We start from the raw sequence: 24,183 nt of genomic DNA, 5'->3' as shown, positions 1-24,183 counted from the left end.
CTGACATGCGCGGATTGACCACGCTCGCACTCGAACCTACCTTCGTCAACACGGACGCCCGCACGGACCGTTGTCACCCCGTTTCTCTTGGTGAGGCCGGTGCAGCCATGCATGTTTCCTTCCTGGGCGGACCCCGCCCGCAGCGCGGTGTCGGTGTCGTCGCCCCCTTCGACTTCGCGCTGGACCGCGAGCTGTGGCGCTGGGTCCCGGACGACATCTCGCTGCACCTCACGCGGACGCCGTTCGTGCCCGTCGAGGTGAGCCTCGACCTGGCCCGCCTGGTCAGCGAGCACGAGACCCTGCACGACGCGGTCCGCACGCTGAACGCGATCGCCCCCGAGGTCGTCGCGTACGCCTGCACCTCCGGGAGCTTCGTCGGCGGGATCGCCGGGGAGCGCGCGATGTGCGAGGCGATGACCCGGGCCGGCGAGGTCCCGTCCCTGACCACCTCGGGCGCCCTCCTCGCCGCCCTCACCGAGCTGGGCGCCCGCCGGATCGCCCTGGTCACGCCGTACACGGTGTCCGTCACCCAGTCCCTGGAGGACTACCTCGCCGAGGCCGGCGTCGAGGTCACCGGCCGCGCCTTCATGGGCCTGACCCGGCACATCTGGAAGGTGCCGTACCGGGACGTCGTCGACATGGCCCGCCAGGCCGCCCGCGGCGCGGCCGACGCGCTCTTCATCAGCTGCACCAACCTTCCGACGTACGACGTGATCCCCCAGCTGGAGGCAGAACTGCGCATACCGGTGATATCGGCCAACCAGGTCACGATGTGGGCAGCTCTCCGCCGACTGGGTACGCGTGCCGTGGGCCCCTATCAGGCGCTGCTGGACGAATCCGCGCGCCGCCAAGGGCCGGTACTGCCGGAAGAACACCAGGAAGGCTGGTCATGACCGCACTCGGATTCCTCTACCCGGGCCACTCCGCCGAGGACGACTACCCGCGCATCGAACAGCTCCTCGGCAGCGACGTCCGCCTCGACCTCGTCCACACGGACATCGGCGAGGACGCGCACCGCGTCGACGCGCTCCTGGAGATGGGCTCCCCCGAGCGGCTCACGGCAGGCGTCGAACAGCTCCGCCTGTCCGGCGCCGAGGCCGTCGTCTGGGCGTGCACCAGCGGCAGCTTCGTCCACGGCTGGGAGGGCGCCCACGACCAGGTCCGCGCCCTGGCCCGGGCGGCGGGCCTGCCGGCGTCGTCGACGTCCTTCGCCTTCGTGTACGCGGCGAAGGAGCTGGGGGTGCGCCGGGTGGCCGTAGGCGCGACGTATCCGGACGACGTGGCGGCGCTCTTCGCGGACTTCCTGCGCGCCGGGGGAGTGGAACCGGCCGTGGTGCGCGCCTCCGGCGTCATCACCGCGGCGGAGGTCGGCACCTGGGGCTACGACGAGGTGCTCGCCCTGGCCCGGTCGGTGGACGGCCCGGACATCGAGGCGATCCTCCTCCCCGACACGGCCCTGCACACGGCCGCCCACCTCACGGACCTGGAGAAGGAACTGGGCAAGCCGGTCCTCACCGCCAACCAGGTCACGGTCTGGGAGGCCCTGCGACTGGCGGACCGCAAGGTCAACGCGCCGCAGCTGGGCGCGCTGTTCACGAAGGAGCCCCTCGTGCAGGTCGGCTGAGCCGTCCGGCCCGGTTCCGGGAATAAAGCGGAGACAGCCTCCTGTTACGCCGGGAAGGACACCGCACAGCTCACAACAGGAGGCACCCACCGTGGCGGCAGACGACGAGATCCGGGGTACGACCGACGAGATCAGGGGTACGGCACTGGGCACCGCCCCCGTCCCCCTCTCCGTACTGGACCTGGTGACCGTGGGCGCCGGCCGCACCGCCACGGAGGCGCTCGGCACCAGCGTGAAGATCGCCAAGCTCGCCGAGTCGCGCGGTTTCCACCGCTACTGGGTCGCCGAGCACCACTCGATGCCGGGCGTGGCCTCCTCCTCGCCCGCCGTGATCCTGGCGCACCTCGCCGCCCACACGGACCGCATCCGCCTCGGCTCGGGCGGCGTCATGCTCCCGAACCACGCGCCGCTCGTCATCGCGGAGCAGTTCGGCACCCTGGAGGCACTCGCCCCGAACCGCGTCGACCTCGGCCTCGGCCGCGCCCCCGGCACGGACGGCGCCACCGCGGCGGCCCTGCGCCGGACCGAACGCCTCAACGAAGGCGCCGACGACTTCCCCGAGCAACTGGCCGAGCTGACCCGCTTCTTGGACGACGACTTCCCGGACGGCCACCCCTACGCCCGTATCCACGCGGTCCCCGGACCGATCCAGTCGACCTCGCCCGGCGGCGTCCAGTCCCCGCACCGCCCGCCGATCTGGCTCCTCGGCTCCTCCGGCTTCAGCGCCCGCCTCGCCGGCATGCTCGGCCTGCCCTTCGCCTTCGCGCACCACTTCTCGGCGCAGAACACCATCCCGGCGCTCGACCTCTACCGCGAGTCCTTCCGGCCGAGCGCGGTGCTCGACGCGCCGTACGCCCTGATCGGTGTCTCCGCCCTCGCCACCGACGACGAGAAGGAAGCCCGCCGCCAGGTGCTGGCCGCCGCCCTCAACATGGTCCGGCTGCGCACCGGCCGCCCCGGCCTCGTGCCCACCCCCGAAGAGGCCGAGGCGTACGAATTCAGCCCCATGGAGCGGGAGTTCATCACCTCCTGGAACGCCAACGTCATCCACGGCACCGCCGACCAGGTCCGCGACGGCCTCGACGACCTCCAGAAGCGCACCGGCGCCGACGAGTTGATGCTCACGTCCCACGCCCACAACGGCGACCTGCGCCTGCGCTCGTACGAACTGATCGCCGACGCCTACGGATTGACGGTCGATCAGGAAGCCTGATTGCAGGCCTTCGTCCCCAGCAACTCGGAGATACGATCCGGCGCCACCGGACGGGAGTACAGCCACCCCTGTCCGGTGTCGCAGCCGATCCGCCGCAGCCGGGCCGCCTGCGCCGAGGTCTCCACGCACTCGGCGGTCACCGACAGGCCCAGCCGGTGGGCGAGTTGGATCATCGCCTCGACGATGACCTCGTCGGCCGGGTTCGGCGGGACGCCCTCCCCTTCGTACTGGAACCCCCGTACGAAGGAGCCGTCCAACTTCAGGACGGAGACCGGGAGTCGGCTCAGGTACGCCAGGTTCGAGTAACCGGTGCCGAAGTCGTCGATGGCGATGTGCACGCCCATGTCGCTGAGCGCCTGGAGGGCCTGCAACGGCCGGCCCGCCGAGCCCATCACCGCGGACTCGGTCAGCTCCAACTGCAGCAGATGCGGGGCGAGTCCGGTCTCGGCGAGGGTCTGCGCCACGTCCGCGACCAGGTCCGAGTCCCACACCTGGCGTACGGCCACGTTGACGCTCACGAAGATCGGCGGCTCGTCCGGGTGGTCCAGCTGCCAACGGCGGGCCTGGCGGCAGGCGGTGACCAGGACCCAGCGGCCGAGCTGCACGATCGAGCCGTCCTCCTCGGCCAGTCCGATGAACCGATTCGGCGTCAGCATGCCGAACTGCGGGTGGTTCCAGCGCACCAACGCCTCGACCCCGCGCAGCCGTCCGTTCTCCATCCCCACCAACGGCTGGTACTCCAGGGCGAATTCACCCCGCTCGATGGCCGGGCGGAGCGTGGAGGCGAGCGCCTGGCGGGTCATGCGGTGCGCGTTGCGCTCCGGATCGAACAGCGTCCAGCGGGACTTGCCGTCGGCCTTCGCCCAGTACAGCGTCGTGTCGGCGGCCTGCATCAGACCGGTCGCCGTCGTACCGGCCGCCTGTCGCTCGACCACACCGATCGACGCCGACAGCGACAGCCGCTGCCCGGACAGGTTGAACGGCGCCTGCAACGCCTTCAGCACCGACTCGGCGAGATCGGCCAGTTGATCGGTGCCGGTCGAGTCCTCGACGAGCAGCGCGAACTCGTCCCCGCCCAGCCGCGCCACCAGCGGGGACGTGGCCCGGGCGTACCCCGCCTCGTCCGCACACCGCGTCAGCCGCTCGGCCACGGCGGCGAGCAGCCGGTCGCCGACCCGGTGCCCGAGCGTGTCGTTGACCGCCTTGAAGCCGTCCAGATCCAGATAGCACAGGCCGATCCGCCCGGTGCCGCCCTGCTCGTACGACTCCGCCTCCAGCGCGGCCGACAGCCGCTCGAAGAACAGGGTGCGGTTGGGCAGCCGGGTCACCGGGTCGTGCATCTCCAAGTGCCGTAGCCGCGCCTGGAGTTCACGGCGGGCACTGATGTCGGTGAGTGACAGCAGCACACCGTGTTCCTCCGTCGGCAGTGGCGCCACGGTCACCTGCGCCCACAGCACCTGCCCGTCGGGGTGCTTGACCCGGCGGGTGCAGCTCAGCTTGGCCTGCCGGCCGCGCAGCACCTCGCGATAGGCGTGCCAGGTGCGCGCGTCCGCCTTCAGGTCCACCAGATCGGCCGCGACCAGCCCGGTGAGCGCGGCACCCCCCTTGCCGAGCAGCGCACCGAACGTGTCGTTCGCGCTGACGACCAGACCGTCACGGTCCACGACGGCCATGGCGAGGGGGGCCGCGGAGAAGGCGGACCCGAGTCGGCCGCCCTCGGACGACTCGGTACGAGGCGATGCCTCGGCGCTACTCTCTGTTACGGCCGGCCGGATGAGGTCTGCCGCGGGCGCCGGCCCTTCGGACGTTCCGCTCACCGCTCGCTCCCGCAGTGCACTCGATCTTCGGATGGGTCTCGTCGGGATGGCCGACCGGGTGGGAGGCCGCCGCGCCGTGTCCGTGCAGGAAAGTGTGCCGATCATAGAGGTTGGCCCCCGGCCCTTCCAGCCACTGTCCAGTGTCCCGGAACAACGGCCGGTTCCGGCAGATCGATTCCGCCCGCACCTGGACGGGTTCTTCAAATGGCCGACCACATGTGACGTTCCGTGAGTGTTTCCGGATGTCGGCCCGGGCGTGTCTCAGCCATCCCGAGCGGCCCCCTCACTCATCTGGTGCAGATAAACAGGGCGTACCCCAACAAACCATCACAGGCTGGGTGTCGGTGTCCCGCGAACCGCTCCCGGAGGTCCAACGTGCCGTGTCAGCTCCCCCTCAAGGGGCTCTCCCGTACGGCGCTCAGGGGGCTCGCCCAGTGGCGGACGCGACCCGGACTGCGCGGTACCGCGGCCGTGTTCACCACGATGTCCGCGCTCGCCGCGACCTCGATCATGTCCAGCCAGTCGATCGCCGAGCCGTTCTCCACCACGTCCTGCGCCCTCAAACGCACCGACGCCCACCACTCGGAGGGCCTCGACACCTGGAACACCGCCTACGCGCGCCCCACCCGCCCGCTCGACGCGGTCATGATCTTCCTCTCCTTCCCCGACGCGACCCCGCGCACCACCCCCGCCGAACTTGCCGCCGACCACTTCCCGGCCACCACCCGCTTCTACGAACGCGCCTCCTACGGCAGGTTCACCCTGCGCCCGCACCCGCTGCGGAACTGGATCCGGATGCCGCATCCGTCGACGTCGTACGCCATACAGCGCGACTGGAACCCGGTGAACCGGGCCGCGTACCTCCGCGACGCGCTCGCCGCCTCCGACCCGCAGGTCGACTTCTCGCGATACGACGTCGTCTACTTCGTGGCCGATCCGGACGCGCCCGGTGTGGACTCGGACGCGACGAAGGTCGTGAACCTCGACACCCCGCTGCGGGCCGACGGCACGGACGTCCGGCGGGTCGTCACGGTGTTCGAGAAGCACCCGCCGGACCGGCTCGTCCTCGCCCACGAGACGGGCCACGTCTTCGACCTGCCCGACCTCTACCACCGGCCGGCGGACGGCAAGGGCGACTGGGACACCTACGTCGGCGACTGGGACCTGATGGGCAGCCAGTTCGGCCTCGCGCCGGACCTGTTCGCCTGGCACAAGTGGAAGCTGGGCTGGCTGGACCCGCGCCAGGTGGTGTGCGTACGGGGCACCGCGCCGACCCGGCTGACCCTGGAACCTCTCGACGCCGGGCCCGGTACGGCGGGCTCGGCGGGATCGCCGGCCTTCGGACTCGGACTCGGCACCAAACTGGCCGTGGTGCGCACCGGCACCGACAGCGCGCTGGCCTTCGAGGCACGCAGCCCCGTCGGCAACGACGGCACGGCCTGCAAACAGGGCATCCTCGTGTACCGGGTGCGCAGCGGCGCGGCGTCCGGGGGCGGCCCGATCGAGGTCGTCGACGCCCACCCACGCACCGAGGCCTGCTGGGAGACGTCGGTCTATCCACCCCTCGCCGACGCCCCGGTCAGCCTGGGCGAGAGCTTCACCGTGCCCGGCGACAACGTGAAGGTGGAGGTGAAGGGGCGCACGGATTCGGGGGCTTGGACGGTGACGATCACGCCGGGGGAGCCGGGAAGCTGATCCCGAGTGCCGGGTACGTCAAAGGGCCCCTCGTTCTCACGAGGGGCCCTTCACAGGTGCGCCGCCAGGGACTCGAACCCCGGACCCGCTGATTAAGAGTCAGCCGGACGACGAGCCGGATGATGCCGAATGAGTCCGGGATCGTTCGTTCTCGCAGGTCAGCAGGTGTCTGGCGCTACCGGCCTCATGCGGGGTAGTTCAGGACCGTCCGGCGGCGCCGTTAGCCCGGCGCTAGCACGACAGGCACGAGCGTCGTCATGAATACCTCGTCGATTGACCTGTACGCCGTGCTCGGGGTCCCGACGGATGCGGACCTGGCCGCCATCCGCAAGGCCTTCCGCGCCTGTATGCGGCAGACCCATCCTGATGGCCGATCGTCCGAGGAAGCGGCGGTGGCCCATGAGGAGATGGTCCTGCTCAACCTGGCGTACGAGACGCTGAAGGACCCAGGCAAGCGAGCTGTCTACGATCTCGACCGCCGGACGGCAGGCAACGCGAAGCGCGAGCAGCACCGCGAGCCGACTTCACCGCCAACTCCGCAGCCGCGAGTCATCGTGGTTGATCCCGAGGTAGCGGATTTCGGGTCCGTCGCCATCGGCGAGACATGCGACAGGGTCGTCACGGTGAGACTCAGCGACAACTCGACCATCCGGTACGCGTGGGCACTGAACGACTACGGCGACTTCTGGCAGGTAGTCGAGCCACGGCCATATCGCGATGTCTCAGCGGTGAGGCTGCGGCTTCGAGTCCGACCGTTGTCGGCACACGATGAGCTTGGCCCCCGCAGCGACCGGCTCCGGATCATGGTTGACGACCTCGTAGTGGTGGTGCCGGTCTCTATAGCCGTCGTGGCAGCGCCTCCACCCCCTCCTCCGGCTCCACCACCGAAGCCGCGGGTCATCGTCCTGAACCCTCGGCGCATCAACTTCGGGTCGCTGTGGCCTGGCATGAAGACACAGGAGCAGGTTGTAGTAGAGGCCAGCTTCGACGACGGTTCGCCGATCAGCAGCGCGCGCGTCCTCAACCCAACCGGTGCGTTCTGGCACGTGACGTCCGAGGCCGCCGTGGGCGGTACAACCCGCTTCATCGTCCGTATCCAGCGCGGTCCGGTTGCTCCTGATCAGCCTCGCCGTCAGCTCACCGAGCAAGTACAGATATGTCTGGACGGCGTCATTGAAACGGTCTGGGTGACCGCGTTCATCACAGCGCCGCCGGCGCCTCGCCTTACCCTCGCTAACTGGCGTGACTTCCGGCTGACGCTTTTGGGCTGGTTCATGCTCCTCAGCTTGCTGTTGCTACTGGGGTCCATCGCGTTCAGCGGCGTGTACGCGTTGCTGAACGCGGCTCCCTGCGACTCGGGGACCAGCCGACGCCCTCCGATGTCGGGCATCGCTGCTCTCCAAGATCAGCCCACCTCTGCGCCGCAATCAGCTGTCGACGCCATCCTGTGGAGTGTTCCGCAAGCAGGTGACTCAGCCAGCGGCTTGCCTCCTACAGTTCCTGCCGTCGTCATAGTGTCACGGAATGTAACATAAACCGTTTGAGCGATTCGACTGCTCCGTCATTCTTCCTTTGTCTTTCAGTACTGCCACCTGCGCGAAAAGGAATTTGGCAACTACAGGGCGACCAACTTCCTCAGGAGGGCGGAGGTGGCTTAACTTTGAAGATCTCTTTTATCCCGTCTTCGTTTGTGCTGGCAATGAATGGGCCAACTCCTCGCTCGTTAGAAGGATCCGAAAATGCTGTAGTTACTACAGGTATATCTATATCGTGGAAATCGACCACTGTGCCACCTGCGAGTGTAAGCGGTATCAGATATGCGGCATCGTGCAGCTTTATTTTGTGGGGCTCAATGATGACACCTAGTTCGCCCAGAAGCAGAGGCGTTACGAATGGATTCCCTCCCAGTGTTGACAGCCAGCGCTGCTCCTCTTTGGGTGCATTTGAATCGGGTTCGCTGGTGAGATTAAATCTCGAAATTACATCCCGCCACCGCTTGACAGTAGAGGCTACAACCGCAACACGTCGTAGTTTTGCTCCGTGCAACGGAGTACCATTAGGTTTTCCTACCTGTTTGCCGAATCCCGGATCGTCTCCGCTCCCGGCGCTATTGTTGAGATATTCATCCCGTCCTTCGAGCGATGGCCAGTTGAAGTCGGAAGGCCAGTCAATCCACACCTCGCCGATACTTCCACCGAAGTGCTCCCAGCTCACGATCGTTCCATCGGAAGACGCAATCGCCCCAGCCAAGTGGTTATATTTATCATTTTTGTATTCTTCGAAGTACAGTACTACGGCGTAAGCGCCTAGGGCTGTAAATGCGTTTGTAGTCCCATCGAGTGGGTCACATCTAGCGTAGAGCCTTCCCTGTGTCGGGAAATCATTTGTGCTAGATTCTTCGCTGAAATACTGAACTTCAGGCACGCGTGCACGAACCAGGTTTCCGAGATAGTCGTTCATGACGACATCTATCTTCGTCGGAGGGTACCCGCGTTGTCCAGCGATCGCGCTACTGGCGTGAGGGTTTACGTCTCCGGATAGAAGCTGGGTGCGCAACTCGGATCGAGCCTTGTTGATTCCGTTAGCTACGACGTCGATGGCTATATTCCTGTACTCGTTGACGCGTGCTCCTGTGCTCTTCGCCATGGTGTTCTCCAGCTTCAGGTGTTGCAATATATTTGCACGTGTGTTAAATTTATCGATTCCCTCTTTTCTGCCGAGTAGTATCAGTGTGGCCGCCAGCGAGCAGTGGGCTGGCGGCCACACTGATAACCCTTGCACACGCATTCGGCGTGAGCGTCAGAGTGTGGCAGATTATTGAGGGAAATATATGACGACTCGCCAAAGGGGAGTCATTCATTCCCCGGAAGAACTGATCGTGGGAGAGCAGTACTGCGTTGAGAATACGTACCACGATGAGTCACCTCTGGGTGGTCGCCCGTTTACGGTGGTATCGCTACCTTTTTGGGCCTACAACATGGTTGCCCGAGAAGTGCAGCTGCACATTGCGATCCTGCTCGATGATGAAATCTCGCCGTCATCACCAAACAACGAGAGCTGCGAAGCTTTTGCAATGCCACTCACTCGCATGGGGCTGGTCTCGTGCGGCAATAACAATGTGACCATTCGGCACTCGAAGTGCTGAAATTTGCCCAGTCGACTTTTCGTTGACTGGGCATCTTACTTTCCACTGGTTACCTTTCCCTGTCCGGGATCGAATAAGGCGAGCCTGGATCCGCTAGAGCGTGCCCTCATTCCACCGTGCGCCTAGTAGGTTTGTCGCGCAACTTGGGATGACGGTTGCGCTCGTACCGTGTAGCGAGGCGGCGAGATCCTCTCCTCACACGGCCTGGTGAGAGGATCCAGGGCTGGGAGTTTGTGTTTTGCAGTTGGCCTTGCGGCGACGCCAGCTCAACACGTATCGAGAGTGTTCCCCGCACCATCGGTAGACGACCTGCGAGTTCATTGGCAGCCCGGACTCATGCTCACGCCGAGCTTCGATCAGTGGACCGAGGTAGCTGACGAGCTTGTTGACCGTGTTGAGCGGCACGCACGTGGCGGTTGCGAGCGACTGGTAGTCGGTGGCTTGCCCGGCCGCAATGGCACCCGCCAGGCGAGCCGCAGTGTGGCCTCGGCGGCCGTGGCTGAAGTAGCTGTCGAGTGACGGACAAGTCAGGTGCTGGCCAATGGGGAACCTCGTCTTCGGCAGAGTGCGACCAGCTGCCGCGATCTGGACGGCTTCGACCGGTGGGCCGAAGCCGGCGGCTTTCTGAACAACACCGACGACCTCGGGCTGGGTGATGGCTTCTTCGAGGTGGTCGCGCTCGATGCCATGGCCGTGGAGGGCCATGATCATGGGGGCGCTGCGGTTGCTCTCTCGCAAGAGCTTGAGAACGTCCAGGCCGTCGAAGACGTACTCGTAGACCGGGTCCATCCAGATGAGATCGGCCACGACGGCGTCGAAGCGGACTCGACCCACGATGGCGTGGTGGACGCTGTCGGGATCGGTGGCCACGACGATGGTGGCGTGCGGGAGTGCTTCCGTCAGGACTGAGCCGAGAAGTTTGCCCAGCGCGGAAGCGACGAGGACGCGCAGCCCGTCTTCCACAAGGCTAATGGTCAGTCAGATAGCAGGGATCGGCAAGTTTTTGCTGGTCAGACGAAGAACCGGTAGAGCTGGGCTGGTCTGGCTGTGGAAATGTGGATTGCCCTCCTGTATCTCCGCCGACGGATGGTCATCCTGAACTCACCGAATTCTTCGGTGAGAGAGGCCCCGCCAAACCCGTGGCCGTGTGGCCTCCCTCGGTCTCCGCTTCGGCCCGCTTACGCGCTACCCGTGTGCCCAGGGCCGCCTGCATCGAGGAACACATCATGGAAGAGAACTCTGTTTCCACTGGTCGGGATGGCCAGGTGGCTGAGCTGAAGGCAACCGTCGCCCGGTACGAAGAGCTACGCAGCAGCACGCACCTCGGCACCGCGGCCGTCACGATGGCCGGCTCCCGGCTGCGGGCCATGATCATGGCCAAGCAGCTCATCAGCGTGGAGCCGAGCGAATTGCTCGAAGCGGCTTACAACGAAGCCACGATCATCCTCGGCCTCCTCGAAGACCTGGCTGAGGCACTGGCCACCTTCGACGGCGAGGCGTGAGCGGTCATGTCACCGCACGAAAAGACCGCTATCCGCATCATCGCGGCGGCCTTCGCCGTCATCGTGGTTGGCCAGTTCCTGTGCGGCATCTTCGGCTACCTCGTAGCCCTGGTCGTGCTCTGCCTGCTAGCCATTCGCTTCCTCGGCCGTCGCTAGACGTTCGTAAAGGCTGTCGCTAATTAGTCCGGCGGTAGCTGAACTAACGCGCCAAAAGAGCACTCGAAAAGCCCACTCGCACCAGATGTAGGGCCTTAAAGTAATTGACTTTTCGGCCCTGCCGTGCTATAATTGATGGGTGAAGTTGCAATGAGTCTACTTGCGCTTCGCATAACTGCCACCAAATTCGCCCTGGCGGATTTTTGTGGCCAAGGGGGGTGGATGCTCAATGAAGCACCACGCAAACTCTGGCCCGTCTCGGCCATAGGTGTCCCTTATCCGCTGCCTCCGCACACTGGAGGCCGTCCATGAGCGACACGACAAGGTTCGTCGCAAGCGCCGCGCTCTTCAGCGCCACCATCGCAATTATTCTCATCTTGCGCTGTCGCGACCAGCTGACCCGAGACACCGCCCGAGTAACGTACCGACTCGGCTTTCCGCGTGACCTGACCATTGGGCAGGTGACGGCCTTCCTGCACGCCCTGACCCGGCTGCGGCCGTCTCGCGGTTGGCTCTTTGGCCGCGACAGCGTCGTGTTCGAGTCGGTCGGCTGGCCTGGCCGCATCGAGCATCGGCTCCGGCTGCCCAAGCACCAGGCGGACGTGCTGCTGCGCCAACTGCGCGGCATCGTGCCCAACCTGCGGGCCACCCTCATTGACATCCCGGCCCTGCCCCCGGCCCAGTGGCTGCGGCGCATCCGTCTGACCACGACCGCTCGGCCGTTGCGAACGGATGCCCCCGAGGTGTTCACCACCGCTGTGCTCAGTGCCCTGCAACCACTAGCGAGAGACGAAACCATCGTCTACCAGCTCGTGGTCTATCCCGTCCGAACGCCACAGCTGCCGTTGGCCAGGCGGCGCACCTCGGGCTCCAGCCTGGTGCCGACCTGGCTGCAAAGCCTGGGCCAGTGGCTCACGGCCACGCCGCCCGCAACTCTGGACAAGCAAGCCGCGGCCGACTTCAAGGCGAAGACGGCTGAACCGTGGTTTGCCGTCGTCGGAACCGTCGGCGCAGCAGCAGGAGGCCAGTCGCGGGCTCACCTCCTGGTCGGCCGGCTTATGGCCTCACTGCACCAGCTGGACCAGAACGGGGCTGCTCTCGTTCCTCGCTGGTTGCCACGCAGGGCCGCCGATTGGCTGGCTCTGGGTGCGACCGGAAACACCACGGCCCCCGTCTACGTCAACGCCCGTGAGGCCGCCACGATGCTCGGCTGGCCATTGGCCGGCCCGACGATGCAGGGCTTGGCGCTCACCGGAGTCCGGTCGTTCCCGCCGGTGCCCGAGCTGCCGTCGTACGGCCGCATCCTCGGTACCGCCACCTACGACGGACTCCAGCGGACCATAGCGATGTCAGCCGCTGACGGCCTGATGCACCAGCTCGTCACCGGCCCCACCGGCTCCGGCAAGTCCACGCTGCTACTCAATGAGTTGGCTCAGGACATCCAGGCCGGTCGGGGCATCATCCTGCTCGATCCCGGCGGAGACCTGGCCCGCGACGTGGCCGACCGCATCCCCGAGGCACGCATCCGCGACCTGATCTACCTCGACGCCAGCGACGACCGGCCGGTGGGCATCAACCCGCTGGCCTGTTCCAAGGACGACGCCGAGCTGGTAGCCGACCAGGTCATGGAACTCATCAAGGCCAACGCCGACAGCTGGGGACCACGGCTGGAGGAGGTACTCAAGGCCGCCCTGGTGCTGTTGGCGGCGACTCCTGGCATGACCTTGGTGGAACTGCCTGCCGTTCTGACCGACGAGGTCTTCCGGGCCTCACTGCTGTCCCGCCTCGATTCCGCCTTCGCTCCGACTGTGGGAGCCTTCTTCGCTCGCTTCAACAGCTGGAGCGAAGGCGAACGCGGACAAGCCGTCTCCGCCGTGATCAACAAGATTTCGCCGTTGACCGACCGGCGACAGCTGCGCGCCATGCTCGGCCAGGCAAAGCCCGCCTGGACCATGCGAGAGGTCATGGAGCAGCGCAAGATTCTGCTCGTGGCCCTGCCGTCTGGCCTAGCCGGCTCGTACGCCGTCGACCTGCTCGGTGGCCTGTTGGTCAGCATGGTCTGGAACGCCGCCATGCGACGAGCCGCCGTCACGCGCGACCAGCGTCAGCCGACGTTCCTCTACATCGACGAGGCCGCTCGCTTCCTGCGCAGCGGAGCCGACCTGACCGACATGCTGGCCCGTGCCCGTGGCCACTTCCTCGGCATCATCGCGGCCCTCCAGCACATCACCCAGGTACCGACCAACTTGCGCGCCGCCCTGCTCAGCGAGGCCCGTACCAAGGTCGTCCTCCAACCAGGTGCTGACGACGCCGCGACATTGGCCCGTGCACTCGGCCCGCAGGTGAAGCCGGAGGACCTGCTGACCCTGGAGCCGCGTACCGCTGTGGCCGTCATCGTGGCCAACGGCCGAGTGAACCCGCCCGTCAGCATCGCCACCAACCCGCCACCCGAGCCCACCGGCTTCGGTGCTCAGGCTCGGGCTGCCTCCAGAGCTGCCTACGGCCGAGACCGGGCCGAGGTCGAACGGGAGATCGCCGATCGACGCCAGGCCAGCCGGCCCCGAAACAGCGCTCGCGGAGCCCGGCCCGCCAAATGAGCCCGTCATCAGACCTGTCGCTATATGGCAGGAGTTCGCAGATCGTTTTCCCTGCCCAGACCGCCTTTTTGACTCATCCCCGTGTATGAATCTCTACCCCTTTCCATACACATCTTTTGAAAGGAGCCCGACCGCCATGCCTCCGCCCACCCGTCCTTTCACCGGTGGCCGTCTCGCCCAACTGGCGGTTGACCTGACCACCCGTGAACGCCAGTTCCTCGCCGAACTCGCCACCCTCCACGTCGCCACGACGGCCCAACTTGGCCGTCTCGTCTTCGGTGAAAGCAAGCCGGCCACGACCGCTCGTTTGGGCCAGCGGCACGCTGAACGACTGGTTCGGTTCAACCTGATCCAGCGCTACGCCAACCGCTCGCGCGACCGCAAGGTTGGGGCACCTGGATACGTGCTCACTCTGACCGAGGCCGGCTGGTCCCTCAGCGGAGCTGATACTGCCGCCCGTCAACGCCAACGCCGCAGCTGGATGCCGTCCGACGCATTCCTTGCCCACCGCCTGGCGATCTCGGAGCTGTACGTCCGGCTGACCGAGCAGGCCCGCGAGGGCGGCCCGACGCTACGCGAGTTCCAGGCCGAGCCTGACAGCTGGCGACGCTACCTCGGTCTGGGTGACGAGCCCCTGGTGGCCAAACCGGACGCCGTGGTGCGCCTGGTGACCGGTGACCTGGAGCTGTCCTGGTTCGTCGAGATCGACCGGGGCACCGAAGGCCAGCGCCACATCGCCGACAAGTGCGACGCCTACCGCCGCTTTGAACTCTCGGGTGTCGAGCAGCAGCGCTTCGGCATCTTCCCCGGTGTCATCTTCATCGTCCCGACCGACGCCCGTCGCCAAGCGGTCCAGCGCGTCATCGACCGGCAGACGGATGCAGCTCGCGGCTTGTTCGTCGTCACCACCGAAGCCGACATGCTGACCGCGCTCGCCTCACCCATCACGTAAATCCTCACAGCTGAATACGTCCAGCTCGAATCAACGAACGAGAAAGGAACTCGGTAAATGACCACATCAGTAAAGGGAGAAGCGCTCACGGGTGCAACCGACATCATCGCGTACTACTACGGCGAGAAGACCGTCTGCCCTGAATGCACCAAGGACCTAGCTGCCCCGTATTACCTCATCGACAGTCCAGATAGCTTCAGCACTGAGCAAGTGCTCGATATGGCAGCCAAGACGGCTGGCATTAACCGCAACGACGAGAACAGCTACACGTCGTACGAGTTCCCCAAAGTCCTTTACTCCGACGACCTGGTCGACGGCGAGAAATGCTTCGTCTGCGGCGGAGCGCTGTAGCCCCAGTCCTGGCCGACGTCCGCCTGGATAGCTGGGAACCAACCGGCTGGCTGGGCGGGCGTCTGCCCGGGGCCCCAGAGCGCCTGAGCCTCACCACCGAAATCAGCGCTCGCACTTTCCACAAAGGAGGTCAGCCATGTCAGAGCTGACCCTTGAGATGCTGCGCAGCCTCGCGCCGCAGGATCTCGCCACTCATCTGCCGGCCCCCGTCTACTCCGGGGAGCGGGCTGGCGTCGTCCTCCGACTCGTCGACACCGATCAGATCGAGTTCTACTTCGCCGGTCGCATCACCACGCACAGCACACAGCTGCTCCAGATCCAGCCCATCACCGACCCGGCCGTTCGTGAGACCACGCTGCGCGAAGCCATCGAGGCCCTGGCCATCTGCCGCAAGGTGGCCATCGAGAAGCACGCCGAGCAGCACCGCTCGCACGAGCTGGTCATAGACGCCATCCGGCAGTACGCCGTCGACCGGCACGAGGACGGCAGTATCTGCCGCGAAGGCCTGGACGACTTCCTGGCCAAGTTCGGTCTCGCCTCATACGAGACCCGCGTCCGGGTCGCGTACACGATCACCGGCAGCTACGAAGTCAATCCCAGCAGCGAGGACGCTGCCGAGGACGACGCCCTCCAGTACCTCCAGCCCGATCTGTCGGGGCTGGACGACGTCGATGGCGACACCTCCACCTATGAGATCTCGGGGATTCACGTCTCGGAGGTCTAGGCCGCCCTCGGCTGCTCCCCAGGTGGCCCACCTGATGCCGGCGGCGGGCAGCTCCGCCTGCCGCCGGTGTCTCTCCCCAGTTCCCTGGCATCCCCACAGAGAGGAGCCATGCCATGGACCTCACCTTGAAGATCACCTTCGAGCCCGAGGACGGCTCTGACGTACTGCTGGCCCGGTGCTGGCTGGCTGAGCAGATCCGGTTCTTCACCGGCCTGCCCATCACCGGCTACGCCAACGCCCTCCACCCAGCAGCCAGCTTCCACATCACCGAGCTGGCGTACGTCGACAGCGACTGACCACACCTTTCACATCCCATCCGGGGAGTCCGGGCGCCACCAGGTGCCCAGGCTCCCCGGACCCATTTCTCGACCTATGAAAGGACGGGCGCTATGCCTGCCAACGTCGAGTCGATGTTCTCCGTCAGGGAGATGCCCTGGCACCGTGAGGGCCTGGTCCTGGACCAGCACCCCACCACCTGGGACGAGGCACGCCAGCTTGCCGGCCTCACCTGGGACCCCATCACCGAGGCCGTCTACGAACTCCGCGGCATCGATGAGGCCGGCCAACCGCTGTACGAGCCCATCAAGGGCTGGCAACGCATCGCCCGCTCTGACACCAGCGCCACCCTGTGGATCAACCGCGACTCCTACGCCGTCATCGATCACGGGGAAATGGGCGAGATCGTCGAAGCCGTTCTGGCTCAGCCGAACGTCAAGTGGGAGACCGCCGGCGTTCTCGACGAGGGCCGCTCTGTTTGGTGCCTGGCCTTGTTGGACGAGCCCATCGTGCTGCCCGGCGACGACACCATCACGTTGCCGTACCTCGGCATCACCAACCGGCACGGCCTTCCCGGAGGCTGTACCGCCCGCGCGACCGCCGTCCGCATCGTCTGTGGCAACACCTTCCGCGCCGCCGAGCTGGAAGGCGACCGCACTGGCACCACGTTCTCGTTCGTGCACAAGCGCGGCTGGCGTAACCGTGTCGACGAAGCCCGCGACGCCGTCACCGGCGCTCGCCGGGAAATGCGGGCCTACGAAGAACTGGCCCGCGAACTGCTGGCGCTGCCCATCTCTACCCGGCAACGCGAGCTGTTCGTCAGGGAGTTCATCCCCATGCCGCCCGACGGCCTCGTCACAGACCGTGTCGCCAGCAACGTCGAGGAAGCCCGCCAGGCCGTCCGATCCATTCTGGCTTCCCCAACCACCGCTCCAGTCGCCCACACCGCCTACGGGCTTGTGCAGGCCGCAGGAGAGTACCTGGACCACGTCCGACGTTCCCGCACCTGGGAAACCAAGCTCAACCGGACGCTCATCAAGCCCGAACCCCTCAAGGCCCGTTCCTTGAAACTGGCCCGCGAGTTGGCGACGGTCTGAATTAGTCGCACTCATATCGCCCGGATCGGTCTTGCCGACCCGGGCTTTCTCATTTCCAAACCACGGAGGGAAACACATGTCTCAACATTCACTAGCTCAAGCTCAGCAACTAGAAGAACTGCGAAAGATTCTGCTTGAAAATTACGGATACGAAGCCAAATCCACTGAAGCGGCAGAAATCGCGGACTGGCTGAAGCGGTTCTATACCGCTCTCGTCAAGCTAGGGGTCCAACGTCGAGTTGCTGAGCGTGAAGCAGTCGCCCTGCGAAAAAGGTTGAGCTTGGACGATTCGCAAAAATGAGTCAAAATATCCCCGCGGGGAACCATTAACTATCCGGCATTGCCGGAGAAGGAGGTTCTACGAGTAACACTAAAAATAAATCAACTGCTGTGATCTTGGTCAGGGTCTCAACGAAAGAGCAAGAACAAGAGGGCTTCTCACAGGAAGCCCAAGAGCGGTACCTGCGCGACTACGCTCAGCGAGCAGACTTGAACGTAGTAAAGGTATTCTTTATCGCCGAAAGCGCGTCGAGAGCGGACCAGCGCAAGACCTTCAATGAGGCCATCAGCTATCTGAAACAGCGCGGCATTTTGCACTTTGTGTGCGAGAAGGTAGATAGGCTGCTGCGGAACTTCAAAGACACCGTAATGGTGGAGGACTGGCTAGCAGCCGACGAAACGCGCCGATTACACGCGCCCAAGAACTCGCTCATACTCCACAAGAACTCCTCGTCGCAGGAGAAGCTGGTGTGGGGCATGCACGTAGTCATAGCCAAAAACTACACGGACAACCTAAGCGAGGAGGTCCGCAAAGGCCAGCTGGAGAAGCTGCGTCAGGGTTGGCTACCTGCCGCTCCTCCCTTGGGATATGAGAGCGTCACGGAAAACGGAAGACGCATCCAAAGGGAAGTACCAGCACTCGTGCCCCTGATCAGGAAGATGTTCGAGTTAGCTGCTACGAAGCGCTACACATTGAAGTCGCTGTCTCCAGAGATGGCGAAACGTGGTCTGCTCTTCAACGGACATCCTGTGACGGTGAGCACGTTGCAACGTCTGCTGCATAACCCGTACTATATCGGGGTCATATCGTGGAATGGGCAAGCCTATCCCGGCAGTCACACGCCGATTATCTCGGTCGATCTGTTCGAACGTGTACAAGCGGCTCTCTCGCGAAGCAAGAACCTCTTGCCGCGCTACCGCAAACACCACCCTCTCTATCAAGGACTTGTCGCCTGTACCGCTTGTGATGGACTCCTGGTATGGGAAACCGCCAAAGGGCACTGGTACGGAAAGTGTCCGAAGCCCCGGAACTGCTCACGCAGCGGTTTCGTGCGAGAAGAGGTTATTGATGCTCAGATACTGGATCATTTGCGAGCCTTGAAGGCTCCGCATCCCAATCTAGTGGCTTGGCTCAAGACGAATCTGAAGGCCACCCTTGATGCAGAGCTGGCAGGCCGGCGATCGGCACAGCAGGAGTTAGAGGCAGAGAAAGAAAGAATCGGAGTTAAGGTCGCGACCCTCTACGACGATCGCCTCGACGGACGTATCACATTAGAGATGTACGACGCCAAGGTCATCTCGCTGCGCGCACAGCAGGCCGACGTATCGCGTCAGATGAAGAGTCTCGACTCGGAAGACACGTCATATCTAGATAGCGCCCTCGACTTCGTCCGGTTGACGCAGTCGGCCGCAGATGAGTACATGAAATCCAGGAGTATCGACCACAAACGGGAGCTCATAAGCGAGCTGTTCGACGGTCTTTCGCTCCATGAGCACAACTTAAGCGTCGACTACAACCGTCGTGCACGCTGGGCGTTGACCGATGTAGTACCGGTCGGAGCTTCCGCGAAGGTGAAATTCGAACCTGACGATAACAGCTCTACAAAGCAAAAAAGAGCCTCTGTCGAGCCTCTTCATTCTACATGGCTGGCCATGTGGACCAATATTCGGACACTGTTCAAGGCTGGCGTCAATAGCTAGCGCCTCCCGCTGGACCTAGCTCGGCCGCCCTCTGCCAGTTTTCCCCGCCTGGAGAGAGGGCGGCCGATTGCTTTTATTTGGGGACTGTCTGCGCATATCGCCATGCAATCAGTCTTAATTTCTTCAGGAAAGGCTCTGGCGATATAGATCACGGGCAGGCGGATTGGTCAGATACTCCTCAAAAACGGATATCTTGGCGACCATCCCGTCATTTCCCTGTCTCTCCCGCTTGTAGAGAACCGAGGACGACGAAGTCTCTGAGGCCGGAAGGCCTCAGCGGGGTTGTGAATGCCGTGTCAGTTCGCCAGGACCTCGATCTTGACGTTGGAGAAGGTGACGTCGGCGTTGAAGACGCGCAAAAACACGTCTTTGTTGGTGCAGTTGTCCGGGAGCGATCGAGCGTACTCGTGAGAGGATTTCGGATCCTTGAGTGCGCTGAACGTGCCAACCGGTCCGTCATCCTCGTTGATGGTGACATTACGGTCCTGTACCGTGATCCGCCAGACGTGTGTTGCGCCGTTGGAGTTGATTTGTCCTGTACTCGTGTGGAGGTCGTTGATGTCGGGATAGGCGTTCAGGGTGCTGTTGGGGGTGATCGTGCTGTCTGAGTTGATGAATGCGTATTGCAGGCTGAATCCCTCAGGCCCCTGTCCGGTCCAGCTGTTGCAAGCGCCCAGACCGTATCCCCATCCCCATCCGTCTGATGTGGCCAGCCCTTGCGTCAGGGTTGCTGTTACTTTGACGGAGTACGGGCAGCCCTGGTTGTTGACAGGCAGTAGGTAACCCGTCTGGCTGTACCCGCCAGCGCGAATCCGGTACTGGTCGCCCCCTTCAGTGTGGGTGATCGCGTCGACTGTTGTGTCCTGCTGCTTGAACTCCGGGTCGACCGGGAGCATTGCCGCGGCACAGTTAACCTTGGGCGCCGGCTTGTCGCCGCAATCGCCTGTGACATTGATGCACTGGTTGCCAGAGTTATGGTCCTGCGTATCAGTGGTTCGCTTTTCACTGCCGCAACCACTCAGGGCAACTGCCGCCACGACTCCCGCAGAAGCAACACGAAGTGCATAGGCATTTTTCAGCACTTGGCCCCGCCCTGCTTCTGAGTGCCGTGGTCGTTGTGGTCTTGTTTCTGAGAAATGGAGCAGCTGTTGCCTGTGTGTCCGATGGTTGTGATTGTGGCTGTAGCGATTCCTCCCGTAGTGCCGATGACGGCGACCCAGAGTGCAACCTTATGCTTCGTTGAAAGCGCCATGACGTTCCCCCTCTACTGAGGCCACAGCACATTACTGAAAATGTAACTCGCCTTCTTCTCGAAGCCGTCGAGACATGCGCATTCTGTGTCGAATATGTGATGATTAGGTTAAGGTGCCCTAATTGACTAAAGCCGCATAACGTGACAAACAGGGGGCGCGTAAAAGATAAAGCGCGCCCCTGAGTACGTACGCGAGCCCCCTGGCTGTGCCTGATCCTTCTCCGGGCGGATGCTCCCATATGTCTGCGGTCCGGGCTGCGGGCCTACTAGCCTTGTGCCGTGACGGAGCGGATGAGCGACGCCGAGCAGTTTCACCGCAGGCGTGACCATAGCCGCCGCAATCAGCTACAGATGATGCTGAGAAAGGCGGAGGAGACCGGGGAACAAGATCTCAAGAACCGTATCTTGGAGATGATGGCGCTCGACAACTCTGATCCCATGGGTGCCATGGTGAACGGCCTTGCGGAGGAGGTCATAGGCGCTTGCGCCACACTGCATGCCGCCGCGGACCCGGCCCGTATCGTTTTCGAGGCAGTCAATCGCGATGACGCGACCGCAACCTCGTTCCCGTACGCCGACGGTTCCTGCAGGGTCGTCATCACCGACGGTCTGATATCGATGATCTACTACTTGTGTGTGTTGTGGGCCTGGTCTCTCGACCCCGAGCAGCGACAGGGACCATCCCCGGAGTCCGCGCTGCGGCGACTGATCTGCCCCTGGGAGAACAAGAAGCGCACCGAACAGGTGCACCTGTCCGCAGCGCTCCTGCGCTACCACCATGTGCATCACCGGGTCTTCGGTAAATCTGCGAAACTTGAGGTTTTCCTGGAGGAGGAATACCTCAAGCTCGCAGACATGTTGCAAAGCAAGGCCCTGCAGTTCATCCTTGCCCACGAGGTGGCTCACTTCATGCTGGGACACCGGAACTTGCTAGCCCTACGGAATGCGGCCGAGGTCGAGGCCTCTCGGCGGCAGGAGCAGGAGGCCGACAGGGCCGCAGTCAGCATTATGAATGCAATGACGACAAAACGCCCGAAATCCGGTCGCGGGCTTGTGGATTTGATCACCGCTCGCTCGTCGAGTCGGGGGCTCAACTTCATAAACCTCGTGGGAATCGTCATCGCGATGACAGGCCTGCACACGGTGGAGACCGCGCTCTTCCTCCGACGGTCGCATGTGCACCTCAAACCCGCCGAGCGTATCGATCAACTCGCTGTAGTTGCCTCGCGCTTAAACGTTCAAGGGGTCAACAGGGTCTTCGGAGACTTGCTCTCAGTGACCGACCTTGCTTGCGATACCTCGGCCGCTCTTCCACGAGATTGGTGGCAGGCCGCATTCACGAACCCGCGCGTCTCAAAGGCGACGCACTCGACGGAGTACCTCAACAGTGTCATCGGGCTGGACGGCTTCCACAGTTGTCCGGCGGAAAAAGCCGAAGCCTTCCTGCGGAGGTGTTTCGCCGACGACGGCATGTCCGACGCCGACGCTGCGCTCGACGAGTTGCTGGCCGGTTCGGCCGCTGCCTTCTTCCGCCGGCTCGGCATCACCGATGCTGTCTTCGACCCCATGCTCGACCGGATGCGGCCCCTGACCTTTCATACGGTCCAGGACGAGATCTTCCGGTCCCCCGCGCTTCGCCAATATGAAAGTTTCACCTCACGCCGTATCGCCTCGGTGGTCCTCACCAGGCTGCTGGAGCTGCGGCCTGACACCTTGGGATGACTGGATGACGGTTCCGAACAGCGACATCGTTAAGTACAGCCTTTGGTCCGACGACCAACTGTTGGTCGAACTGGGCAAGGAACTGCTTGGCGAAGGAGGCCTGGGTATCGGTTCGGACGACCCGGGGGGATACCGCCGGTTCTCCCAAGGGTGGTTGGAGGAGCAGCGCGCGAACATCTGCGCTAACCCGAGCGTCCGAGAGCTGGCCGAACCCTCCACAGGTGACCAGATCCTGGAGATGACGACCCTCGCGGACGTGCTAGCAGGCGAGACCACCAGGACTGCCGCAGTGCTCGCCGCAGTCCTCGTGGCAAGAATCGGATTGCGGGCATTCTGCTCGGGATCGATGGGATCGTAAGCAGTTTCTGACACTCGGGAGAAGACGATCAAGATCTTCGCCCAAGCCTCTCCGAATCGACTCCGGTCAGGCCACCGAACCCGCGATCAGTGGTTGTCTTCGTACTTCTCGATCACGTCACGTGGTACTCGGCCGCGGGCATTGACTTCGATTCCCTGGCTCTTGGCCCATTCGCGCACCTTGATGGGGTCCGGGCCATCAGCCCGCTTGCTGCTACCGCGGCGACGGGGTGCGCTGCCTGACTTGCGGCCGACCTTGAGGAAGGGTGCCAGAGCGTCCAGCAGCAGCTGGTGGCTGTCAGGATTGAGGTCGATTTCGTAGCTGACGCCATCGAGACTGAAAGTGTGTGTAGCGATGTCCTCACCCTCGGTGTCCGTCAGATCGTCGATGAAGACCGTCACGGTGCGCTGAACCATAGAAATTTCCTCTTTTCAGTTGGGCTGCAAGGAGTCTAATAGCATGGAGGGGCAAACTTCGCCATCGGCGGGGCGTGCCTTGCCTCAGGGCTGACATGTTGCGCAAGCGATAGGTGCTGGAAGAGTCCTATTAGTTACGAACCGAACTAGAGGGCGTGCTCCAGTTTGCTTAAATGGATACCCCTCTCGACTGCCGTGCACGAGGCTAAATGCTATGACGAACCTTATTGAAGAAGAAGTCAAGGGCGGTGGAGTCGTCCATGCGGAGATCAAGTTACCGCCCGAGTTACAGGCTAGATTAGACGCCTTGAAGCCGCCGCCTGGGGTACAAGCTTCGAACCGAGTACCGCAGTGAACTACGGGAGCTGGGGGAAGAACTAAAAGATTTAGCGAACATGATTTAGGAGCTCAACAGTATCCGAATGGTTACCCTAACGACGACGCCGAAGCGGCCTGCAACTTGGGCGCGTGGGTTGGATCCACTCGTACCATCCCTCACTGCACGTCCTCTAGCCGAGCAAGCAGGCCTGCTGCGACAGCAACCGCAGCAATGGCGTCGGCCTGGGTCCAGACGAAGTTCTCGGTGCTGCCAACGTCATCGTGAGGCGCACCGCTGAAGAGCTGGTATGCCGCCTGAATCAACACAGCCCAACGCTCCGGCTGGTCACGGTCGTCAGCTTTCTGCCGCTGCGTAGCGCGGGAGTACATTGCCTTGGTCTGGCGGGCATCCCGAACAGCATCAAGGGCCGCACGGGAGAGTGTCACCGCGTGCTCATATTGGCCGTTAGCGTGGGCCTGCTTGGCTTCTCGGATACGCCTTGCGGCAGTCGCCCGACCCTCAACCAGCGTGATCGGTACGAGCACGTCCACGTACGCCCCGAGGGCGACCTGGTTCAGAGCCTTACTCCACTCTGCATGCGGAATCGTGACGGTCTCCTGGGCCTCAGCCGCCGGCCAGCCCAGCTCGCCGCCGAGTGCCAGAGCGTGGAAGTCCAGGGAGATTTGAAGGTCTCGGCTGGCTCGGCCCTTCTCCAGACGGCGAATCTGGTCTTCGCTGATCGGAAGGACCATCGTGATGGTTGTCTCGAAGTCGCGAGCTGGCTCCGGCCGATCGGCCCGAGCGGTGCCCAGCCACCCCGAGACACTTGGGAGGTCTCGTAGCCACACCTCGGCGGTGAGCTGGTGAAGGACGCCCTTGGGATAGTCGCCGATTGCAGAGAGCGCGAACCTGAGTCCCAGACGGTGGAGGCCGAACCCTGACTGGAGGTAAACCAGGTCACGGGACGGCTTCAAGTTCAGGCTGTAC

At 63.7% G+C, this 24,183-nt stretch carries 23 protein-coding genes and 1 tRNA gene; 17 read left to right on the top strand and 7 right to left on the bottom strand.

All coding sequences use genetic code 11. The annotated features are described in order from the left end of the window. Positions 1 to 107 precede the first annotated feature (107 nt). The 3 genes from OO70_RS47200 (at position 108) to OO70_RS47190 (ending at position 2,837) form a co-directional block, all read left to right on the top strand. Entirely contained in the window at positions 108 to 893 is a 786-nt protein-coding gene (locus OO70_RS47200; protein ID WP_043686761.1) for a maleate cis-trans isomerase family protein, read from the top strand. Continuing rightward, positions 890 to 1,624 carry a maleate cis-trans isomerase family protein gene (locus OO70_RS47195; protein WP_043686759.1) on the top strand — a complete coding sequence of 245 codons (735 nt, stop codon included), beginning with the start codon at positions 890 to 892 and terminating at the stop codon, positions 1,622 to 1,624. Before OO70_RS47200 ends, OO70_RS47195 begins: the two co-directional genes overlap by 4 nt. 91 nt (positions 1,625 to 1,715) lie before the next feature. Beyond that, entirely contained in the window at positions 1,716 to 2,837 is a 1,122-nt protein-coding gene (locus OO70_RS47190) for an LLM class flavin-dependent oxidoreductase (protein ID WP_199827541.1), read from the top strand. On the opposite strand, the gene OO70_RS47185 is transcribed toward OO70_RS47190, so the two are convergent. After that, positions 2,825 to 4,654, bottom strand: a complete 1,830-nt coding sequence (locus OO70_RS47185; RefSeq protein WP_043686756.1) for a putative bifunctional diguanylate cyclase/phosphodiesterase — start codon at positions 4,652 to 4,654, stop codon at positions 2,825 to 2,827. The two genes, OO70_RS47190 and OO70_RS47185, sit on opposite strands and share 13 nt — an antisense overlap. A gap of 375 nt (positions 4,655 to 5,029) precedes the next feature. Here OO70_RS47185 and OO70_RS47180 point away from each other — a divergent pair, with 375 nt between their 5' ends. Continuing rightward, complete coding sequence (locus tag OO70_RS47180) at positions 5,030 to 6,349, top strand: M6 family metalloprotease domain-containing protein (RefSeq protein WP_043686753.1); 1,320 nt, start codon at positions 5,030 to 5,032, stop codon at positions 6,347 to 6,349. A 57-nt stretch (positions 6,350 to 6,406) separates the two neighbouring features. On the opposite strand, the gene OO70_RS55055 is transcribed toward OO70_RS47180, so the two are convergent. Continuing rightward, a tRNA-Lys gene (locus OO70_RS55055) sits at positions 6,407 to 6,504 on the bottom strand. Positions 6,505 to 6,606: 102 nt separating this feature from the next. Between OO70_RS55055 and OO70_RS51565 the strand changes: the two genes are divergently transcribed. After that, positions 6,607 to 7,884 (top strand): J domain-containing protein, encoded by a 1,278-nt coding sequence (locus OO70_RS51565; RefSeq protein ID WP_051742337.1) that lies wholly within the window; start codon positions 6,607 to 6,609, stop codon positions 7,882 to 7,884. A 100-nt stretch (positions 7,885 to 7,984) separates the two neighbouring features. On the opposite strand, the gene OO70_RS55050 is transcribed toward OO70_RS51565, so the two are convergent. Together OO70_RS55050 and OO70_RS47170 are read right to left on the bottom strand one after the other, a co-directional pair. Then, positions 7,985 to 8,995: an FIG domain-containing protein gene (locus tag OO70_RS55050; RefSeq protein ID WP_158711638.1), complete on the bottom strand. Its 1,011-nt coding sequence runs from the start codon at positions 8,993 to 8,995 to the stop codon at positions 7,985 to 7,987. Between the two features lie 694 nt (positions 8,996 to 9,689). Next, a complete protein-coding gene (locus OO70_RS47170; RefSeq protein ID WP_051742335.1) occupies positions 9,690 to 10,457 on the bottom strand; it encodes a response regulator in 768 nt (255 codons plus the stop codon). Between the two features lie 263 nt (positions 10,458 to 10,720). Here OO70_RS47170 and OO70_RS47165 point away from each other — a divergent pair, with 263 nt between their 5' ends. From OO70_RS47165 to OO70_RS53315, 10 genes are all read left to right on the top strand, one after another. Beyond that, positions 10,721 to 10,996, top strand: coding sequence for a hypothetical protein (locus OO70_RS47165; protein ID WP_158711637.1), 276 nt, complete (start codon positions 10,721 to 10,723; stop codon positions 10,994 to 10,996). A gap of 6 nt (positions 10,997 to 11,002) precedes the next feature. Continuing rightward, positions 11,003 to 11,152: a hypothetical protein gene (locus tag OO70_RS55045; protein WP_158711636.1), complete on the top strand. Its 150-nt coding sequence runs from the start codon at positions 11,003 to 11,005 to the stop codon at positions 11,150 to 11,152. 308 nt (positions 11,153 to 11,460) lie between these two features. Further along, the gene (locus tag OO70_RS47160) at positions 11,461 to 13,749 is read left to right on the top strand and encodes a type IV secretory system conjugative DNA transfer family protein (RefSeq protein WP_078651856.1); all 2,289 of its coding nucleotides are present in this window, start codon (positions 11,461 to 11,463) and stop codon (positions 13,747 to 13,749) included. Positions 13,750 to 13,885: 136 nt separating this feature from the next. Then, entirely contained in the window at positions 13,886 to 14,701 is an 816-nt protein-coding gene (locus tag OO70_RS51560) for a replication-relaxation family protein (protein WP_051742334.1), read from the top strand. Positions 14,702 to 14,758: 57 nt separating this feature from the next. Next, positions 14,759 to 15,052, top strand: a complete 294-nt coding sequence (locus OO70_RS47150; RefSeq protein ID WP_043686744.1) for a hypothetical protein — start codon at positions 14,759 to 14,761, stop codon at positions 15,050 to 15,052. 136 nt (positions 15,053 to 15,188) lie between these two features. Further along, complete coding sequence (locus tag OO70_RS47145) at positions 15,189 to 15,776, top strand: hypothetical protein (RefSeq protein WP_043686741.1); 588 nt, start codon at positions 15,189 to 15,191, stop codon at positions 15,774 to 15,776. Between the two features lie 113 nt (positions 15,777 to 15,889). Next, the gene (locus OO70_RS47140) at positions 15,890 to 16,072 is read left to right on the top strand and encodes a hypothetical protein (protein WP_043686738.1); all 183 of its coding nucleotides are present in this window, start codon (positions 15,890 to 15,892) and stop codon (positions 16,070 to 16,072) included. A 93-nt stretch (positions 16,073 to 16,165) separates the two neighbouring features. Then, the gene (locus OO70_RS47135) at positions 16,166 to 17,149 is read left to right on the top strand and encodes a DUF932 domain-containing protein (RefSeq protein ID WP_043686735.1); all 984 of its coding nucleotides are present in this window, start codon (positions 16,166 to 16,168) and stop codon (positions 17,147 to 17,149) included. Between the two features lie 76 nt (positions 17,150 to 17,225). Continuing rightward, positions 17,226 to 17,450, top strand: a complete 225-nt coding sequence (locus OO70_RS55040) for a hypothetical protein (protein WP_158711635.1) — start codon at positions 17,226 to 17,228, stop codon at positions 17,448 to 17,450. Between the two features lie 89 nt (positions 17,451 to 17,539). Continuing rightward, complete coding sequence (locus tag OO70_RS53315) at positions 17,540 to 19,129, top strand: recombinase family protein (protein WP_078651854.1); 1,590 nt, start codon at positions 17,540 to 17,542, stop codon at positions 19,127 to 19,129. 296 nt (positions 19,130 to 19,425) lie between these two features. On the opposite strand, the gene OO70_RS47130 is transcribed toward OO70_RS53315, so the two are convergent. After that, a complete protein-coding gene (locus OO70_RS47130) occupies positions 19,426 to 20,211 on the bottom strand; it encodes a hypothetical protein (RefSeq protein ID WP_158711634.1) in 786 nt (261 codons plus the stop codon). A gap of 449 nt (positions 20,212 to 20,660) precedes the next feature. On the opposite strand from OO70_RS47130, the gene OO70_RS47125 reads away from it, so the two are divergent. Then, positions 20,661 to 22,103 carry a hypothetical protein gene (locus OO70_RS47125; RefSeq protein ID WP_158711633.1) on the top strand — a complete coding sequence of 481 codons (1,443 nt, stop codon included), beginning with the start codon at positions 20,661 to 20,663 and terminating at the stop codon, positions 22,101 to 22,103. Positions 22,104 to 22,107: 4 nt separating this feature from the next. Beyond that, complete coding sequence (locus OO70_RS47120) at positions 22,108 to 22,461, top strand: hypothetical protein (protein WP_043686726.1); 354 nt, start codon at positions 22,108 to 22,110, stop codon at positions 22,459 to 22,461. Between the two features lie 86 nt (positions 22,462 to 22,547). Here the strand turns inward: OO70_RS47120 and OO70_RS47115 are convergent, their stop codons facing one another. Both OO70_RS47115 and OO70_RS47110 read right to left on the bottom strand, forming a co-directional pair. Beyond that, positions 22,548 to 22,877, bottom strand: coding sequence for a histone-like nucleoid-structuring protein Lsr2 (locus OO70_RS47115; RefSeq protein ID WP_043686724.1), 330 nt, complete (start codon positions 22,875 to 22,877; stop codon positions 22,548 to 22,550). Positions 22,878 to 23,372: 495 nt separating this feature from the next. Further along, positions 23,373 to 24,170, bottom strand: a complete 798-nt coding sequence (locus OO70_RS47110) for a hypothetical protein (protein WP_043686721.1) — start codon at positions 24,168 to 24,170, stop codon at positions 23,373 to 23,375. Positions 24,171 to 24,183 lie beyond the last annotated feature (13 nt).

The organism is Streptomyces xylophagus, assembly GCF_000716435.1.
Lineage (GTDB): Bacteria > Actinomycetota > Actinomycetes > Streptomycetales > Streptomycetaceae > Streptomyces > Streptomyces xylophagus.
This window is presented reverse-complemented; position numbering and strand designations above follow the sequence as displayed.

Coding starts and splice junctions, on each gene's coding strand:
- OO70_RS47200 (WP_043686761.1), top strand. CDS start 108: ATGCATGTTTCCTTCCTGGGCGGACCCCGCCCGCAGCGCGGTGTCGGT.
- OO70_RS47195 (WP_043686759.1), top strand. CDS start 890: ATGACCGCACTCGGATTCCTCTACCCGGGCCACTCCGCCGAGGACGAC.
- OO70_RS51565 (WP_051742337.1), top strand. CDS start 6,607: ATGAATACCTCGTCGATTGACCTGTACGCCGTGCTCGGGGTCCCGACG.
- OO70_RS55050 (WP_158711638.1), bottom strand. CDS start 8,995: ATGGCGAAGAGCACAGGAGCACGCGTCAACGAGTACAGGAATATAGCC.
- OO70_RS47165 (WP_158711637.1), top strand. CDS start 10,721: ATGGAAGAGAACTCTGTTTCCACTGGTCGGGATGGCCAGGTGGCTGAG.
- OO70_RS55045 (WP_158711636.1), top strand. CDS start 11,003: ATGTCACCGCACGAAAAGACCGCTATCCGCATCATCGCGGCGGCCTTC.
- OO70_RS47160 (WP_078651856.1), top strand. CDS start 11,461: ATGAGCGACACGACAAGGTTCGTCGCAAGCGCCGCGCTCTTCAGCGCC.
- OO70_RS51560 (WP_051742334.1), top strand. CDS start 13,886: ATGCCTCCGCCCACCCGTCCTTTCACCGGTGGCCGTCTCGCCCAACTG.
- OO70_RS47150 (WP_043686744.1), top strand. CDS start 14,759: ATGACCACATCAGTAAAGGGAGAAGCGCTCACGGGTGCAACCGACATC.
- OO70_RS47145 (WP_043686741.1), top strand. CDS start 15,189: ATGTCAGAGCTGACCCTTGAGATGCTGCGCAGCCTCGCGCCGCAGGAT.
- OO70_RS47140 (WP_043686738.1), top strand. CDS start 15,890: ATGGACCTCACCTTGAAGATCACCTTCGAGCCCGAGGACGGCTCTGAC.
- OO70_RS47135 (WP_043686735.1), top strand. CDS start 16,166: ATGCCTGCCAACGTCGAGTCGATGTTCTCCGTCAGGGAGATGCCCTGG.
- OO70_RS55040 (WP_158711635.1), top strand. CDS start 17,226: ATGTCTCAACATTCACTAGCTCAAGCTCAGCAACTAGAAGAACTGCGA.
- OO70_RS47120 (WP_043686726.1), top strand. CDS start 22,108: ATGACGGTTCCGAACAGCGACATCGTTAAGTACAGCCTTTGGTCCGAC.
- OO70_RS47115 (WP_043686724.1), bottom strand. CDS start 22,877: ATGGTTCAGCGCACCGTGACGGTCTTCATCGACGATCTGACGGACACC.